Origin of the sequence: Clostridium sartagoforme (assembly GCF_004794105.1) — a bacterium.
In the GTDB taxonomy this organism is placed as follows: Bacteria; Bacillota; Clostridia; order Clostridiales; family Clostridiaceae; genus Clostridium; species Clostridium sartagoforme_B.
Genome location: NZ_SRYR01000001.1, coordinates 336,920 through 356,098 on the forward strand (window position 1 = coordinate 336,920; position 19,179 = coordinate 356,098).

A 19,179-nucleotide genomic window follows, 5' to 3' on the forward strand; every position below is an offset into this window, starting at 1 on the left:
GAGGAAGATAGTTATGAAAAAATTTAAATTAGTCATTGTAGGTGGAGGAAGTACTTATACACCTGGAATTGTAAAAAGTTTATTATCTAAAAAGGAAGAATTTAAAATTGATGAACTAAGGTTATATGATATAAACGAAGAACGTCAAAATAAAGTTGGAGTAATAGTAAAAAAGGTTGTTGAAAAATTTGATCCAGAAGTTAATTTAGTTTTCACAACTAATCCAGAAGAGGCATTTAAAGACGCAGATTTTATTTTTGCTCAAATGCGTGTTGGGTTATATAAGATGAGAGAATTAGATGAAAAAATACCTCTAAAATATAATGTTGTTGGGCAAGAAACTTGTGGTCCAGGAGGATTAGCATATGGCTTAAGAACTATATATCCAATGGTTGAAATGATTGATTACTGTGAAAAATATGCAAATAAAAATTATTGGATAGTAAACTATTCTAATCCAGCAGCTATAGTAGCTAAAGCTATGTACAAGTTAAGACCAAATGCAAGAATTTTAAATATATGTGATATGCCAGTCGCAATCATGAGAAATATGGCAAATATATTAGACTGTGATAGACATGAAATAGAAGCAGATTATTTTGGATTAAATCATTTTGGATGGTTCACAAATATTAGAGTGAATGGAGTAGATAAAACAGAAGAACTTAAAAATTATGTTTTTGAACATGGATATTTACCACCAGATTCAAGAAGTGAAGTAAGACATAATGATGCATCATGGCTTCATACTTTCACTAATGCAAAACATATGTTACAAATGTTTCCTAAATATCTTCCTAACACATATATGCAATACTATCTTCTAGGAGATGAAGTTGTTGGACATTCAGACAAAAATCATACTAGAGCAAATGAAGTAATGGAAGGAAGAGAAAAGAAAATATTTGAAACAGTGGACAAGTATAATTCTACTGGAGAAATTGATCTTACACCATTCTTCACTGGAGTACATGGTGAATTTATAGTAGAAGTTGCTATGAGCTTAGCTTTTGACCTAAGAAAAAGACATTTAGTAATGGTTGAAAATAATGGAGCAATTAATAACTTACCAGATGATGCTATGGTGGAAATTCCAGCATATATAACAAAGGATGGTCCAGAAGCCGTTCGTGTTGGAGAAATTCCTACTTTCTATAAGGGGCTAATAGAACAACAAGAAGCTTGTGAAAAGTTAGTAGTTGAAGCTGCAATTGAAAAATCTTATGAAAAGGCTTTAATGGCATTTACTATGAGCAAAACAGTTCCATCTGCTTTTGTAGCTAAGCAAATATTAGATGAGATGATAGAAGCTAATAAGGAATATTGGCCAGAGTTAAATTAATAGATTAAAAAGGTTGTTGTTTTTGCAACAACCTTTTTATATATAAATAATATCATTAATATTAAGAATTATCCTTTAGTATTATGGAAGTTAAATAACAAATGTGCGTTTTAATGAGATGTTAAAGTAATAAAAGGATGTATTCTATAATTCCGAAGTATGAGGAATTATTACCTTTGGTTGAGGAGGATATATATTATATTGTGATGACTTAAAGCCAGCGATGGAACAAGCAATATAATATATATCCGAAATTTTATTTATTATGAGATAGCTTTGATCTCTTAGTAAATTTTTTACCATTTGAATGTGAGCCTTTTTTAACTCCATTTTCTATTCCAATTTCAGCTCCTGATTCTGAATACATTTTTCTAAGTTCTGCATTAGATTTTGGTCTATCTTTTTGTCTGTTTTTATTATTATCCATTTTAGTTACCTCCAAGATATTTATCTTTAGTAGTTTGTCCGATTATAAAGAAAAAATATTATAAAATAAGATGATATTAATCCATTTAAAATTGAAATTACAAACTACTTTTAGAATGTGTGATTATATACATTTATAGATTATTATGGTAAAATTAAATATAAATTAAATATTTAGCTAGGGGTGCCATAAGGCTGAGAAATAAGCTTAAGATTATTAACCCTAATTACCTGAACTGGATAATGCCAGCGTAGGAAAGCTTTAAATAGTGTATAAATTAAAACACCATTTAGTAACTACTAGCTATATCAAATTTAGGATATAGCTTTTTTTATTATAATTTTAGGAGGATTTCAAATGGAAAAATATAAAATACCAACATTAACTATTGCAGGTTCAGACTCTTCAGGAGGAGCTGGAGTTCAAGCAGATTTAAAGACGTTTAGTGCTATTGGTACATACGGAATGAGTGTGATTACAGCAATAACAGCTCAAAACACTGAAGGTGTATTTATGGTAGAAGACTTAAGTAAGGAGATTATTAGAAAACAAATAAAAGTTGTTATAGAAGATATAAAACCTAAGGCTATTAAGATAGGTATGGTTTCTAATCCAGAAATAATTAATGAGATTGTTGAGACTTTAGGGCAATACGATATTGAATACTTAGTTGTAGATCCAGTAATGATATCAAAAAGTGGATTTTACTTATTAAAGCCAGAAGCAAAGGATGCTTTAATTAAAAATCTTATTCCAAAGGCATATATTTTAACGCCAAATACTTTAGAAGCAGAAGAAATAAGTGGTATTAAAATAAATACTTTAGAAGATATGAAAGAGGCTGGAGAAAAGATTTTAGAACTTGGACCTAAGTATGTATTAATGAAAGGTGGACATTTAGAAGGTGAAGCAATTGATATACTAATTGGTAAAGATGTCTATAAGGAATTAAAGTCAGAAAGGCTTAATAATAAAAATACTCATGGAACTGGATGTACATTATCATCTGCTATAACTTCCTACTTAGCTCTAGGCAATAATATAGAAAAGGCAGTGGAGTTAGCTAAGGAATATATCACTAATGCTATTAAAAATAGCTTTGATATAGGTAAGGGAGTAGGCCCAGTTAATCATTTTTATAAATTTATGGAATAAGAAAGAGAATATTTTATTGAAACCAATAGAGATATAAATTGAATATAGATAAAAGTTACAAATAAGTATTGAGTGTACAAGTTATAACTAAAAGTAAAAATCTGCTTAATTTAAATTGCTTTTAATTTATGGAAATGATACCATTAAATAAAATTAATTTGAAAAGGGAGATTGATATGGAAAAGATTGAGAATGAACAAAGAGTAGGGAGTGGTATTACAATCCTGTCAATAGTCTACTTAGTATTTCAAGGCTTTGGATTATTTGCATTAGTATCTAGTATTGTTATGAAGGAGCAAATTATTGCAAAGTTAGCTGAGTCCGGAGCTGTCTTAGCATTTAACTCAGCTGAAATAATTATATCAATAATATTATCAATAATTTTTATAGCATCATTAATATTAATATTAATGAAGAAATCAATAGGAGCCTATTTATTTATTGCAGTACAAGCACTGTCTATTATTTATAATATAATAACTGGAGCATTTACTTTTGCGTCAATATTTGGATTAATATTACCAGGATTAATGATATACCTATTATATAGGAAGAAAGAAATATATTTTGAAAGATTAAAATTTTAGAATTAAAATAGAGTTATCAAATAGATAGCTCTATTTTTATAACAACCTTTTATAAAATAATATATTATTTTATTATAATCTAATATAGAAGAAATTATTTATATAGAAATAATAATAAAAAATTAGTTGAGTGCAATGGTAAAATATATAAAATTTCACGGTGTTGAAAACGTTTTTTAATTTTGTTAATATAAAATTAAGATGTTATTCAAATTAAATTGATAAAATAAAGTTTAAATATATGATTTTATAGATTAATTTTTATTTAGTTAAGATATATTATTAATAATAAAACTAAGAACATAAGTAATAATGTATAGAATAGATATAATTTATTAGAGAGTTTATGTATATTTTGAAATAATATTAATTTATATTATTAATTATTTATATTTTACTATTATTATGGGGGAAAATATTGTGCTAAATTATGAGTTATGTAAAAGAATATTAAATAGATTAACACCTATATTTAATAAGGATGTAAATATTATAGGAACGGATGGGGTAATAATTACATCAAGCAATAAGAAAAGAGAAGGTACCTATCATGAAGGAGCAAGAATTTGTGCTAGTAGTAATAGAAATATAGTTATTACAAAAAAAAATCAGCATATGTATCGAGGTAGTAAAAGTGGGGTGAATATGCCAATTACTTATAATAATAGAGTGATTGGGGTAATTGGAATTACAGGTACAGCTGAGGAAGTTATTCCATATGGACCATTAGTAAAAGAGTTAGTAGAAATGATTATTAATGAAATGGATAGTAGAATAGCTAAGGCATCTAAGACTAATAGTAGAAAAGAATTTTTTAAAGATATAATTCAGGATACTGATGTTAAAGATATGGATTATTACATTTCAAGGGCAAAATTATTAGAAATAGATTTGGAAATTCCGAGAAGAATGATATTTTTAAAAATCTTGGATTCTAATCAGTTGGATTATCAAAAGATTGAGATTTTATTTAGAGATATATTTAATAATGAAATATTAAATATAAATAATGAGAAACTAGTATTATTGAATAGTTGTAATAATGTTGATGAAATGATAAAAAAATTACTTTTTGAATTAGAATCTAATTTAGATGAAAAAATAAAGTATTATTTCATAATAGGTGAAGAATGTAAGAGTTTAGTTGATTATCATAATGTATACTCTAGTATGAGTGTAATAGACTCTATTATTCCGAAGGATACAACTGAAAAAGTGATATATATGAGAGATTACGAGATTAGATTACTTATAAATGGATTATCTACCGAAAGTAAAAAGGTGTACCTAAGTAAATATATTAATGTGTTTAGTGAAAAAAACAAAGCAACTAAGGAACTTTTAAGAACCATAAAAGTATACTTTACAAATAATATGAAAATAAGTGATACTGCTAAATCTATGTATATGCATAGAAACACAGTAATGTATAGGCTAAATAAATTTAAAGATTTATATGGATTAGATTTATCACAACCCTATGAATGTGCTAAATTATATTTAGGTATACTTATTTATGAAGACGATTTAATAAAAATGAATAAAGATAATTAGTTTTAAACTCATTATGTAGTATAGGTTTTAAATTAAAGAGATATTAGCGATGATTTATAAATAATTCATTAACTAATATCTCTTTTTTATTTAATATAGCAAGAATAAGACCAATTTTTTTGTGCATTGGAAACAAAAAACACAGTAAAAATCATTAAAATATTATAATCTAAATACATTGATTAGAATGTTGTAAACATTTACTATTTTAAGTGTAGATAATATTAGCATAAAAGGTGGTGAGCATATGAAAGTAGTGATTGCCCCGGATTCTTATAAGGGAAGTTTAACGGCAATGGAAGTAGCCAGTTGTATTGAAGAGGGAATAAAAAGATACAATAAAAATATAGAAGTGGTAAAAGTTCCTATGGCAGATGGTGGAGAAGGTACTGTTCAAGCATTAGTAGACGCAACAGGAGGTAGAATAATAAATCTAAAGGTATGTGACCCATTATTAAGAGAAGTAGATTCTTTCTACGGAATACTTGGTGATGGCAATACAGCTATTATAGAAATGGCAGCAGCTTCTGGAATAAACTTGTTGGACCGTAATGAACTTAATCCATTAATTACTTCAACTTATGGAACAGGGCAGATAATTAATGATGCAATTGAAAGAGGATGTAAAAACATAATAGTCGGTATTGGTGGAAGTGGAACAAATGATGGCGGAGCAGGAATGTTAAGAGCCTTGGGGATAAGATTTCTAAATGAAGAAGGTAGAGATATTCAAGAAGGGGGGGCAGCTTTAAAGGAATTACATAGTATTGATAAAAAAAATTTTAATAAGAGAATTTCAAAATGTAATATAAAAGTTGCCTGTGATGTAGATAATCCATTATGTGGTTTAAATGGAGCTTCCCATGTTTTTGGACCACAAAAAGGTGCGAGTAAAGAAGATATAGAATTATTAGATGAGGCATTAAATCAATATGCAAAAATAATAAAAAATGAATTCAATATAGATGTTTTAAATATTCCAGGATCAGGAGCAGCTGGTGGTAGTGGAGCGGCATTTTTAGCAATAGGTTCAAAGCTTGAAAGAGGCATTGATATAGTAATTAACGAAACAAACCTACAAACAATGATTGAAAGTGCAGATATAGTATTTACTGGAGAAGGAAGAATTGATTTTCAGACAAAGTTTGGTAAAGCTCCATATGGAGTTGCAAAAGAAGCCAAAAAAAATGGACTTCCTGTAATAGCTATTTGCGGGGAGATTGGAGAAGGATACGATGAACTTTATAATCATGGCTTTACAAGCATTTTTAGTATAGTAAATAAGCCTATGACATTGGAAGAGAGCATTAAGGATTCAAAGAAATTAATAAGGGATGTTTCAGAAAGAATAGTAAGGGTTATATGTGAAGGAGATAAATATCTAGATGGAAATTAATTAATAGAGGTGAGATTATTATAAAAGATATTATATTTATTTTAATGGCTCATGCAACTGGTGATTACTTATTTCAAACTCCACACTTAGCGGAATGTAAGGGCAAAGATAATTATGTTTTATTTATACATTCAATTCTATATTCTTGTGGTATTATGTTTGTTTCATATTTATTAAGTTATAGTGTTAATTTAACACAATTAGCAGTAATTTCAATAATACATTTTCCTATTGATTATGTTAAGGCAAGAGGAATAACACCTAAATATTTTGGCGAAAAATATGCCTTATATATAGATCAGATTATTCATTACATTATTTTAATATTAGTATTTAAAATAAATTTATAAATAAAAAATATACGATATGTTAACTTTTATAGTTTTCTATCTAAGAGAGGTGTTGAGAAGGTGAAGATGGAGCTAGATTCGAAATATAATTTGAAAAATAAAAAAAGAATGTCTTTAAAAACTAAGGAAGCCTTAACAGGATGGTTATTTATATCACCAGCTTTAATAGGATTTTCAATATTTACTTTTGGTTCAATAATATATTCATTATATTTATCATTAACTGATTATGACCTTATGACTAAGCCTAAATTTATAGGGTTAGAGAATTTTATACGAGCTTTTACAAAGGATGAATATTTTTATAAATTTTTTGGGAATACATTATATTTTGTAGTTTTTTTGGTGCCAATAGTATTAGTTATATCATTGTTATTAGCTTTACTTATAAATAAAAAAGTGGGAAGGATGACTAAAGCTTATAGAGTAGCATTATTTCTACCAAGTATAACTTCTACAATAGCAGTTAGCATGGTTTGGCTATGGATATTTAATCCTGATATGGGATTAATAAATAACTTGCTAACAGCAATAGGATTTAATAATCCACCTATGTGGCTAAATAGTCCAGAGACAAGTAAGATGGCGTTAATAATCATGCGTGTATGGCAGATGAGTGGTTATTATATGATAATGTTTTTAGCAGGACTGCAAACGATTCCTGAAAGTTTGTATGAATCTGCACAAGTAGATGGGGCTAATAAGATTCAAAGCTTTTTTAAAATAACATTACCAATGCTATCTAATACAACATTTGTAGTTATTATTTTACTAGTTATTGAAGCATTTAATATGTTTGAGTCAATTTTTATAATGACAAATGGTGGGCCTTTAGGTTCAACTAGTACAATTATGTACTATATCTATGAGCAAGGCTTTGGAAATTATAATATGGGATATGCATCAGCTATAGCTTGGATATTCTTTGTAATTATTATGATAATAACATTAATTCAATATAAATTTAGAAATGAACAGGGGGGAGAATAAGGTGATTATATCTAAAAGAAAAAGCAAAATAATTGGAAATACATCATATCACATTTTTATGATTATATTAAGTTTAATAATGATTTATCCATTTATATGGGCTGTTATGTCTTCTTTTAAGCCTGTTGAACAGCTATATTCAGGAAATCCTTTAAATATTATACCAACTGAATTTACTTTAGAAAATTATAAAAGATTAATGGAAGTTTTACCTTTTGATAAGATGCTTTTTAATTCTATTTTCTTATCTATAACTATACCAATAGCCATGATTATAGTAGCATCTTTAGCTGCTTACGCAGTAACAAGAATTGAATTTAAAGGTAGAAATATATTATTCTTTGCTTTTATAGCTACAATGATGATACCAAGCCATGTAACTCTTATACCTAATTATAAAATAATTGTAGATATGAATTTATACAATAGCTTTACAGCAATTTTCTTATCCAGTATGTTTACAGCATCAAATGCATTTAATATATTTTTCTTTAGGCAATATTTTTTAAGTATTCCAAAAGATTTAGAAAATGCAGCAATAGTAGATGGATGCTCTAAAATAGGTATATTTTTCAAGATAGTATTACCAAATGCTAAACCAGCAATAGCAACAACAGCAATTTTATCCTTTAGAAATGTATGGAATTCATTTCTATGGCCAATGTTAGTTATAAATGATTACGATAAACTTCCTCTTACTGTAGGGTTAAACTACCTTAAAGGAAGTGAACCTAACTGGGCAGTATTATTAGCTGGTGCAACTCTTAGTATAATTCCTATTGTAATTATATTCTTAGTATTCCAAAAATACTTTATGGCATCAACAATGAACTCAGGTTTTGGAGGAAAATAAATATATTAATCTGTAAAACGAGGAGAAATTATTATTTCTCTTTGATATATAAATTATAAAACGGAGGGATTTTAATGAAAAAATTATTAAAAAAATCAATTGTTGTATTACTATCATTAGTAATGACTATTGGTCTCGTAAGTTGTGGTAGCTCTGATAAAGGAAAGGATAGCGCTAGTGCAGATAATCCAAAGACATTAAAAGTTTATACTTGGTGGGATATAACTAAATTTGAACATCTTCAAAAGATGAAGGAAGATTTTGAAAGTAAAAATCCTGATATTAAGCTTGAATTTATAACTGTTTCTGGCGATAGTTATGCTGATACAATGATTACTAAACTAGCTGGAGGAGAAACACCAGATGTAATGATGCTTGCAATGGATCAAGTACCACGTTATGCAAAAAAGGACATGATTATGCCATTAGATGATTTAGCAAATCAAGAATATAAGGATTCATTATATCAAGTTGTTAAAGATGCTTTAACTGTTGATGGAAAAATGTATGCAGCAGGACGTGATGTTACTCCTAAAGTAATGTATATAAATACGAAAATGTTTAAAGATGCAGGAGTTGAAATTCCAAGTGATACATGGACAATGGATGAATTTGTAGAAAAAGCAAAACAACTTACTAAAGGTTCAGGAGCAGATGCTCAATGGGGATATTTTTGGAAAAACTTCACAGATCAAACATATGCTCATATAGCTGCTTTTGGAGGAAAATTATATTCAGAAGATGGAAAATCAAGTGTATTATCAACTGATGAAAATACAAAGAAGGCTGTGCAATTTATGTATGATTTAACAAATACTTATAAGGTTTGTCCAACTAATGCACAAGCAACTCAATTTGGTGATAATGAATATTCAGCATTTATGGCTAATAAAGTAGCAATGCAAATAGGTTCACTTTCAACAGTATCAACTTTGGATACTAATAAAACTGAATATACTGTATTACCAATACCATCTGTTAATGGTGTTAGTAAATCTTCTTCATTTGTAAATACATGGGTTATTCCAAAAGGTGCAGAAAATCCAGAATTATCTTGGCGTGTAGTTGAGTTCTTATCAGGAAAAGATGGACAACAAATCGCTTTAGATATGAAGTTCGGTTTACCAGCTTCAAATAAAGTTGATACAACAAACTTTGTGAGCGAAAATGATTACAATAAATATTTTGTAGATGCTCTAGAAACAGCTGTTCCATATCAAGTTAATATAAATGGTTCAGAGTTTCAAAATATGTTTGTAAAGGAATGTGAATCTCTTTGGGCAGGAGCTATTACTCCTGATGAATTTGAACAAAGAGTAGATGAACAAGGAAAAGAAATTTTAAGTAAAGAATAAAAATTAGAATTTGGGAGGCCGAAAGGCATCCCAAATTTACTATTTAAAATTGGGAGAATAATATGAGGAATTTTTTAGTTTGTGATGGTGGTGGAACAAAAACAGATTTTCTTATATTCAATGAAAAAGCAGAAATATTAAGCTGTTATAAATGCACAGGTACTAATGCCTTATTTATAGATGAGGAAAAAGCTATTAATAATGTTATTGGAGGAATAAATAAATGCGTGGCTAAAGCAGGATTAAGAATTAATGATTTAGATTTAATATGTTTATTTATACCAGGGTTTGAAAAATGTATAGATATAATAAAAAGAAAAATTAATATAAAAAATATTAAATGTCTATCAGATGTAGAGAATGCTTTTTTTGGAGCTATGGGAAAATCGTACGGAATTGTAGTTTTAAGTGGAACAGGATCTTTTTCAATTGGAATATCAAAGAGTAATAGAAAAGTAGTAAGTGGTGGATGGGGTCCTTTAATTGGAGATAAAGGCAGTGGATATCATATTGGAATTATGTGTCTTGAAAAGCTTGCATATTATTATGATAACAATATAAAAGACAGTAGGTTACGAGAACTATGCCTAGAAAAATTTGGAATAGATAATGAATTTGAAATTAGAAACATAATATACTCAAAAGAATTTGGAAGAGAAGATGTAGCAGAAATATCAAAAATTATTGCGCAAGCAGCAAAAGAACAAGATAATGATGCAATTAATATTTTAAAGAAAGCTGCATCAGAATTAGTAGAATTAGTTTCTATATTAAATAGACGATTAAATAATGAAATATTACCAGTTTCATTAATAGGAGGAGTTGCTAATATTGGAGATTTATTTATAAATTTTTTTAAAGATGAACTATCGTTAAAATGCCCAAATTTATATTATGAAGATCCCAAATATGATCCTTTAATAGGAGCAATGCTATATGTTTTATTAAAAGAAGCCAATATAGATATTGAATGTGATAAAGATGTATTAAGTAATTTATCTAAATATAGGAGGATATAGAATTATGTTAATGGATAAGTATTTTGAAGAAATGAAAAAAGTATTAGTAAAAATAGAAGATACACAAAAAGAAAAAATACTAAAAATATCTGAGGAAATTGCAGATAGACTAGAGAAGGGTGCAGCATGGCACATAATGGATACAGGACATATGCTTATGTTTGAAGGGGTTGGACGTACAGGTGGTATGATGGCTCTTCAACCAATAAAAATAACATGTGAAATAGAAAATCCAGTAAGATATAGAGCTTCAGCATCAAAGGGTGCAGTAGGTTATGATAGTATTCCTGGATTTGCAGATTTCGTAATAGGAAGATCTAATATATTAGCAGGTGATATTATTATGATAGGCTCAGTTTCGGGATATAAATATTTCCCTGTAGACTTAGCAATTAAGGGAAATGAATTAGATTGTTTAACTATAGCTATAACAACAGTTGAGTATTCTAGTAAGCTTAAATCAGATCATCCAAGTGGATTAAGACTTTTTGAAGCTTGTAAATATTATTTGGATAATTGTAGTAATTATGGTGATACATTAGTAGAAGTTGAAGGGTTTGGTCAAAAAATTTGTCCAGCAAGTGGAATTTCTGCAAGTTATATAATGTGGGCTATACAAAGTACTGTTGTAGAAAAACTTCTAGCTAAAGGACTTAAGCCTAGTGTATATATATCTAATCATATGGATAATGCAGCAAAAATTAATGGTGAAGCAATTGATAATTATACAAAGTATGGATATTAATATTAGAGGTGTGTTATGAGATTAATAGGAAAGACATTTATTTGCCAGTATTCAAGTGATACTAATAACTTTAGTAGTATTAAAAATTCTATTACTGGTGATGAATATATAAAAAAAGATATAAATCAATCTATTATAGAGCTATATGGGATAAGTGGTAAAAATAAGTTTAAACTAGTTCCAGAAGAAGCTGAGGTATTAGGGAATGAAAAGAAATTAGAAATAAAAATTAAAAAGTTTTCTAATAAAAATATTCTTTGCAATTTATATATAGAAGCTATTGAAGATAGAATTGTTATTAATGCGGATATTGAAAATTTGGATGATAGCATAGATATAACTGAAGTTCTAATGCCACATATATCAGGAATATTTCTTGGAGAAAGTTATAAAGACGATATCATAATCTACCCTCATCATGCAGGTGAAAAAACTATAAATCCTGTAATAGGCTACGGAAAAAATAAAAAAGATTTTTGGAGAGCCAGTAGCGTAAAGTTTGAAGATATTTATAGAAGAGAAATCAACTATTGTGGGTTAGCTTCAATGAGTTGGATGTACTATTATGATGATAATAATGGACTATATATAGGAAGTCATGATGAAAGATTCCCTGTAACAGGAATAATTGCTGAAACAAGTGGACTTGAAAATAATCCATGGATGGGTTTTGGATTTAGAAAATATAAAAGAATAACTAAGGGAGAAAAGTATAGTACTGGAGATTATGTTATTGCAATTACAGATAAAGACTGGCATTATGGCTCAAAAATATATAGAAACTACATTGGAAAATATTTAGATTTTGATCATAATCCAGATTATTTAAATGAACAGTATGCTTTAAATCAATGTTATAACTTCAAAAGAAACGGAAAAATAGAAAATACATTCGACAAAATTCCATATTTATATGAAAAAGGGAAAGAGCTTGGAGTTAATCATATGTTTTTAGCAAGCTGGAATAGAACAGGATTTGATTCTTATTACCCAGAATATTATCCTGATATGGAGCTTGGATCAGCAATGGAGTTTAGAAGAGGTCTTGAATATGTAAGAAATAATGGTGGACAATCTACATTATATATAAATGCTAGAATTTTTGATGTTGAATCAAATTTCCATAAAACTCTTGGTGAAAAAATGGCTATTTTAAATGAAAATGAAGAGATGATTTATGAAACATATGGTCCAGCTAAGTTTACGGTAAATTGCCCGTCAGATAAGTTATGGAGAGATTTTTTGTTAGATACTGCAGAATTTACAGTAAAGGCTTATGGATGTGATGGAATTTATCTTGATCAACTTGCTTCAGCTGAACCTTTGCCTTGCTATAACAAAGAGCATAGTCATGAAGACATTGGTGATTTTAATAATGGAAATATTTATGTATTAAAAGAATTATTAGGAAGACTAAGAAAACATAATCCAAATTCATATATAATGACAGAAAACTGTGGGGATATTTATGGTAGCTATACATGGGGGAATTTAACATGGAATGGTGCAGAGTATGATGAATTTTATAATGTATTTAAATATACATTCCCTGAATTTGTTCAAGTTAATATGGTTAATCCTAGAGGTTGGGAGCCAGATGAAGATAAGAGATATAAATATTTCTTTAAAGATATGCAAAGAGCTATAGTTTTAGGAAATATATTATGGATGGGATTAACAACTAGATTAACAGAAGAGGCAGGAGAAATTCATAACTATGCTAAAAAAGCTTTAAACTTTAGAAAAAATATACAAGGATATATAAAAGATACAACCTTTATTGATAATAAGTATATAGAATATGTATCATCTGAATGTGAGGCTGCTTCTTATAGAATATCTGATGATAAATATGTAGTTATTGCTGGAAACTATAGTAATATAGATGAAGCTAAAATTACCATCTCTTTTAATAAGACAATAAAAAATATAGAGGTTTACGATATAGAATGGAATAAAGAAATTATAAATGTTGAAAAAAATGAAATAGATTTATCAATTGAAAATAGTAGATTATATTGTTTTGTAATAAATAGTTAAAATATAGAATTAAACACTATAACAATCGTAGCTAAAACCTCCTAATTTATATAAATGTATTAGGGGGTTAATATTCTAAATATAAAGTTATATGTATAAATTTAATTATGTTTAGGAGGATAATTATGAGATTGTTTAGGAAAATAAAAAGAAGTTTAGCATTGGTAATATCAATATGTTTAATATTATCAATAGTTCCATTTAAATCTACGTTTGCAGAAGGAAAAAATGATAAGAAAGTAATTAATATAGTAGTTGATGGATTATCAGATAAAATGTATGAAGAAATAAAAGGGAGAGGTGTAGAAACCCCAAATATTGATTCATTAATTAGTAATGGTTCAAGACTTAGAGAAGTTAAAACAGTAATTCCAGCATATGGAGGTTCACAAGCTGCTGCATTAACTGGTGCGGGTACGGATACTAATAAATTTTTATATAGGTATTATGATAGAAACACTAATACATGTATAAATGACACAAACATAGCATTTAAAATGGAAGCTCAAACTATATTTGAAAAGTTTATTGAAGATAATAATGGAGTAAATGTACTGGCAACTGGATGGCAGGTAGCTGATAAATCCATAGATGGTAGAGGGGTATTTAAGACTGGGAATGAGAATTATGTATTAAAAGAATATGCAAGAGGAGATAAACTTGTATCAGTTGAAACTGTAACCAAGGATATTACTGATGCTATTAATAGTGATAATACACCAAGATTAATTACTGCATATTCAAATGATATAAAGATGGTAGGATGGGGTGGAACAGACTCATCTATAAATAATAAAATTGATGATACAGTAAGACTTATAGATACAAAGATAGGAGAAATAATTCAAGCTTTAAAAGATAATGGTAAATTTGAAGATACAACTATAATATTAAACTCTCTGTCAACAGTTTATACTATAGGCTCTAAGATTGCTACTGGAACATTAGCTAGTAAAATAACATCAGCCACAGGGGTAAAAGCCATTGAAAGTGGCGGCGGTGCAATTGCAGAAGATGCTAAAGTCGTAATAATTAAGCAATATGTAATGTCATATGCTCAATTATATTTTACTAATGAAGCAACAGAAGAGGATAAAGAGAAAGTATTAGCATATCTAAATGATAAAACAAATGAGATGGGAGAAAATATTGAAAATGTTTACTCGAATGAAGAACTAGGGCTATCTAGAGATTACTGTGATTACTTAATAAATCCGATAGAGGGTAAAAGTTTTTCAGCGGCAGGCTCTGGGGTATTTAGAACTGATAACTTAAATTATAGAGATGTGTTTTGTGTAGTATCTGGAAATGATATTGAAAATGGTAGTGGTGTAAAAGGTGATTTAAGCATTATAGATATAGCAGCAACTATTTGTAGCATACTAGGGGGAAATCCACCTAAAAATAATGAAGGTAGAGCATGGGTGTTTGAACAAGTATCAGCTGCACCAATAGTTACAATTACTTATCCAAAGAATAATTCCACTGTATATAAAAATGTTATTAATCTAACAGGAACTGTTGATATGGAAGCTACGGTTAAAGTAAATGGAATAGATGTTAGTGTAATAGATAATAAATTTTCAGCTGAAGTTACTTTAAATGAAGGTAATAATTATATATTAATAGAAGCTACTAATAAAGATGGTAAGACATCAAGAGTAAATACTGCTGTTAAATATGTAGTAAAACCTGAAATTCCAGAAGGTAATACAGTTGTATATATAAACTGGGATGGGTTTGCAAATCATTATGTAGACATAGCAGAAGAACAAGGTAAAATTCAAACTTTAAGTAATATAAAAAATAACGAGGGAGTTTATTTCTCTAATGCTACAACAGGAATTCCTTCAATAACAAATCCAATGCAAGCAGCAATAGTATCAGGTACAACATCAAAATATACAGATAATAGTTATAGGTATTTTGATAAAGAACAAAATAGAGTTGTTCAAGATGATCCAGGAAGAAAAAATGAAAGTGAAACTATAGCGGAAAGCGTAATAAGGCAGGGATTAAATGCAGTTTCAATAAATCAATTTGCACTTGAAGATAGGGGAACTGTAATTGGTGATGAAGTAAATCCATATGTTAATGCAGATCCAAGCAACAATGGTTATGCAGATTCAGTTGCTCGCTTTGATGCAGCAATAGATCTTGTAAAAAATTTAAATGCTGGAGATATAAAGTTAGATTCACTTCCAAGGTTAATTGCTTTATACATGGATGATTTAGATGGTGTGGGTCATAATGAAGCAGAAACTTATGGAGTAAAACTAGCAAAAAATGAAGCAGAAAGAATAGAAAATGTAATAAATAGATTAGAATTAATGGATAAAAAGCTAGGTGAATTTATTCAAGCTTGTAAAGATGCTGGAGTTTATGACGAGATGACTTTTGTGCTAACAGCAGATCACGGTATGGCAAATTTCGGAATGCAAGAAGAGATTAATGACGAAAGTACTAAAAGTAAATTACCAGATTTAATGGAATCAATCGAGAGCTTAGGAGATGGATATAAGTGTGAGTTTTTACATCCAACTCAAATACAAGTACCATCAGAAGAAACTGATATAGCAATTGTAACTGTTGGATTACAAGCTCAAATTTCATATGTAGGTGAATTTAATAAAGAAGTAATAGCAGAAAAAAATCAGAAGATATTAGAAGTGTTAAAAGATAAAGATTATATTGGACAAGTAATGCTACCAGAAGAAATTGCAGAAAGAGGGGTAAAAGAAAGCTTTGCAGATTTAATTATCTCACCCAAAACACCATATCATTTCCACGGTCCAAAAGTTACAGGGTTAACAGCAAGGGGGCAACATGATAGCTTAGAAGAGGAAGCTCAAAATATAGCTTCATTTATGTGGGGAAATGGAGTTAAAAAAGGTGAAATCTATAATGATAAAATATATAATAGAGATTTCATACCAACATTATCAAAGATTTTAGGTTTAAATGCACCACTGGATTCTACTGGGAATATTCTTTATGGAGCTTTAGAAACTCCAAAGATAGATGAAGAATATATTGAAAAAGTTGAAGCAGAAGATACAACTTTAAATGGTTCAGCAAATAAATATTTTGATGAAAATGCATCAAATGGAATGGCTGTTACTGGACTTAGTAGTGAAGGTTCTTATGTAGAATTTATAAACGTACCAAGAGCCAATAAAATGGTTGTTAATTATTCAGCTGAAAATGATGGCAAGCTAGTTATGTATGTTAACAATAAATTAGTAAGGAGCATATATTTTCCAGAGACTAATTCTAATAATAAATATGAAGGTAAAGTTATAAATTTAGATTTAAATAAGGGTGATACAGTTAAATTTGTATTTGAAACTGGAAAAGCTTCAGCAAAATTAAATTTAGATAAAATAGATTTTTATAGTAATGAAGCACCAGAAGTAGAACCTATTAAAACAGGTAACCCATTTACACTTGTAATGACACCAAATGGAGATACAGAGACATCAATGGGATTTTCATGGTACACAGATGAAAATGTAAAGGGTACAAAGGTAGAAGTAGTTAAAGATAATGGCGGTGAAGCAGAATTTGATAAAGCTACATCTTTCAATGGAATATGCCAAACAGTAGGGACTAAATTAAATGGTGATAATGCTGTTTATGAAAGTCACAAAGTAGTTGCTACTGGATTAGAAGCTGGCACTAAATATTTCTATAGAGTTGGAGATGGAAGAACATGGAGTGAAATTGGAAGTTTTACAACATCAAATAAAGGTGAATTTTCATTTTTATATTTAACAGATTCTCAAGGAAAAAATGAAGGGGATTATGAAGTATGGGCAAAGACATTAGATAAAGCTTTTAACAAATTCCCAGAATCAAGATTCCTTTTAATGGGTGGAGATATGGTTGATGCTGGATTAAATGTACCAAATAATGAGCAAGAATGGATACATTTCTTTGAAAAAGCAAAAGATAATCTATTAAATTTACCTATGGCGCCAGTAATAGGGAACCATGAAGGAAGGAATAATACAGGATTTAATAATCATTTTAACTTACAAAATACAAAGGGTGTTATGGCTACACCATTAAATTCAGTTTATTCTTTTGATTATAATGATGTTCACTTTGCAATGTTGAATACAGAAATGGCAGAAAGTAAAGAGATGTTTGCACCACAAATAGAGTGGTTAAAGAGAGATATGATAGCAACAGATAAAAAGTGGAAGATTGTTATGCTTCATAAACCTCTATATAGTACATCATCACATATAAAGGATAAGGATATCGTAGAGGTAATAAAGCCAATGTTAGGACCAGTTGTTGATGAACTTGGTATAGATTTAGTACTTCAAGGTCATGACCATATATATGCAAGGACAAGTCAACTTTATAATGGTGAAAAAACTGGTGATGTAGTTACAGATGGTAAGGTAACTAATCCTAAAGGAACAATGTATCTTATAAGCAATACATCAGGATTTAAATATTATGAGCAACATCCAGATGCTCAATTAGACCTATTTGAAAAAACTGAGCAACCAAAGGATCAAGTTTATACAGGAATTAAAGTTAATGATTCAGAACTAAAAATAGAATCATATCTATTAAATAGCGATGAATTATACGATAGTTATGCAATAGAGAGAACAGATGTGGCACCTGATAGGGTAGAAGATTTTATAGTAAGTAAAACAGATGAAGGTAAAGTTAAATTAACATGGTCAGTAGTGGATAATGCTAAAGAATATGTAATATATGATTTAGATAATAAGGTTGGAAATAATTGGTCTATGAGAGTAGATGCAAAAGCTAAAAGTAATGATTATGAAACAATACTAGACTTTGATTACTCAAATGATTATAGATTTGCGATTAAAGCTGTTGGAGAACGTTCATATTCAGAATATACAGAGGCAATTACAGAAACAGCAAAAGAATTAATAGAAGATATTGATAAATTACCAGAAGAAATTAAACTAGAGCATAAAGAACTAGTTAATTCTTTGATGGAAAGATTTAATGCACTTTCAGATAAAGATAAAGCATTAGTAACAAATATTGAAAAATTAGAAGCTGCTATAGAAAAAATTAAAGAATTAGAAGCTGAAAATGGTGGAAATCCAGGTGATGGAGATAATAATGGCGGTAATGAAAATGGCGGTGGAACCGGAGATGGTGGAAGTACTGGAAATGGCAATGGAACAAATCCAGGGGATATAGGTAATAATGGAAATGGTGGAGAAACTACATTGCCAATGACAGGAGCTACTGTAAGTTACAGTATAATAATATTGCTAGGATTTATATCAATAGTAGTAGGTTATTATATGGTAGAAAAAAATAAGAAAAAAGTAAGTTAATTATATAAAGTGCTGTTGTATAAT

14 protein-coding genes and 1 riboswitch are annotated in these 19,179 nt (G+C 28.8%); of the genes, 13 read left to right on the forward strand and 1 reads right to left on the reverse strand.

All coding sequences use genetic code 11. From position 1 onward, the window contains the following. Positions 1-13 precede the first annotated feature (13 nt). A complete protein-coding gene (locus E5347_RS01420; protein WP_136003841.1) occupies positions 14-1,342 on the forward strand; it encodes a 6-phospho-alpha-glucosidase in 1,329 nt (442 codons plus the stop codon). A gap of 256 nt (positions 1,343-1,598) precedes the next feature. Here E5347_RS01420 and E5347_RS01425 read toward each other — a convergent pair whose 3' ends face one another. Continuing rightward, positions 1,599-1,769 carry a hypothetical protein gene (locus E5347_RS01425; RefSeq protein WP_136003844.1) on the reverse strand — a complete coding sequence of 57 codons (171 nt, stop codon included), beginning with the start codon at positions 1,767-1,769 and terminating at the stop codon, positions 1,599-1,601. A 169-nt stretch (positions 1,770-1,938) separates the two neighbouring features. Beyond that, a riboswitch (TPP riboswitch) is annotated at positions 1,939-2,043 on the forward strand. Between the two features lie 83 nt (positions 2,044-2,126). Between E5347_RS01425 and thiD the strand changes: the two genes are divergently transcribed. From thiD to E5347_RS01485, 12 genes are all read left to right on the forward strand, one after another. Beyond that, complete coding sequence (thiD, locus tag E5347_RS01430; protein ID WP_136003846.1) at positions 2,127-2,924, forward strand: bifunctional hydroxymethylpyrimidine kinase/phosphomethylpyrimidine kinase; 798 nt, start codon at positions 2,127-2,129, stop codon at positions 2,922-2,924. Between the two features lie 176 nt (positions 2,925-3,100). Further along, a complete protein-coding gene (locus E5347_RS01435; protein ID WP_136003848.1) occupies positions 3,101-3,511 on the forward strand; it encodes a hypothetical protein in 411 nt (136 codons plus the stop codon). 420 nt (positions 3,512-3,931) lie between these two features. Beyond that, positions 3,932-5,065: a CdaR family transcriptional regulator gene (locus tag E5347_RS01440; RefSeq protein WP_168354878.1), complete on the forward strand. Its 1,134-nt coding sequence runs from the start codon at positions 3,932-3,934 to the stop codon at positions 5,063-5,065. A gap of 247 nt (positions 5,066-5,312) precedes the next feature. After that, positions 5,313-6,461, forward strand: coding sequence for a glycerate kinase (locus tag E5347_RS01445; RefSeq protein ID WP_136003852.1), 1,149 nt, complete (start codon positions 5,313-5,315; stop codon positions 6,459-6,461). A 44-nt stretch (positions 6,462-6,505) separates the two neighbouring features. Continuing rightward, the gene (locus tag E5347_RS17215) at positions 6,506-6,811 is read left to right on the forward strand and encodes a DUF3307 domain-containing protein (protein ID WP_136003854.1); all 306 of its coding nucleotides are present in this window, start codon (positions 6,506-6,508) and stop codon (positions 6,809-6,811) included. Positions 6,812-6,877: 66 nt separating this feature from the next. Beyond that, entirely contained in the window at positions 6,878-7,801 is a 924-nt protein-coding gene (locus tag E5347_RS01455) for a carbohydrate ABC transporter permease (protein ID WP_136003856.1), read from the forward strand. A 1-nt stretch (position 7,802) separates the two neighbouring features. Further along, the gene (locus tag E5347_RS01460; RefSeq protein WP_136003858.1) at positions 7,803-8,654 is read left to right on the forward strand and encodes a carbohydrate ABC transporter permease; all 852 of its coding nucleotides are present in this window, start codon (positions 7,803-7,805) and stop codon (positions 8,652-8,654) included. Positions 8,655-8,728: 74 nt separating this feature from the next. Next, positions 8,729-10,009 (forward strand): ABC transporter substrate-binding protein, encoded by a 1,281-nt coding sequence (locus tag E5347_RS01465; RefSeq protein WP_136003861.1) that lies wholly within the window; start codon positions 8,729-8,731, stop codon positions 10,007-10,009. 62 nt (positions 10,010-10,071) lie between these two features. Continuing rightward, on the forward strand, positions 10,072-11,028 hold the full coding sequence (locus tag E5347_RS01470; protein ID WP_136003863.1) for a BadF/BadG/BcrA/BcrD ATPase family protein: 957 nt from the start codon (positions 10,072-10,074) through the stop codon (positions 11,026-11,028). A gap of 4 nt (positions 11,029-11,032) precedes the next feature. Further along, the gene (locus E5347_RS01475) at positions 11,033-11,773 is read left to right on the forward strand and encodes a sugar isomerase domain-containing protein (RefSeq protein ID WP_136003865.1); all 741 of its coding nucleotides are present in this window, start codon (positions 11,033-11,035) and stop codon (positions 11,771-11,773) included. Between the two features lie 15 nt (positions 11,774-11,788). Then, positions 11,789-13,813, forward strand: coding sequence for a DUF6259 domain-containing protein (locus E5347_RS01480; protein WP_136003867.1), 2,025 nt, complete (start codon positions 11,789-11,791; stop codon positions 13,811-13,813). 125 nt (positions 13,814-13,938) lie between these two features. Then, entirely contained in the window at positions 13,939-19,155 is a 5,217-nt protein-coding gene (locus E5347_RS01485) for an alkaline phosphatase family protein (protein ID WP_168354879.1), read from the forward strand. Positions 19,156-19,179: the final 24 nt, after the last annotated feature.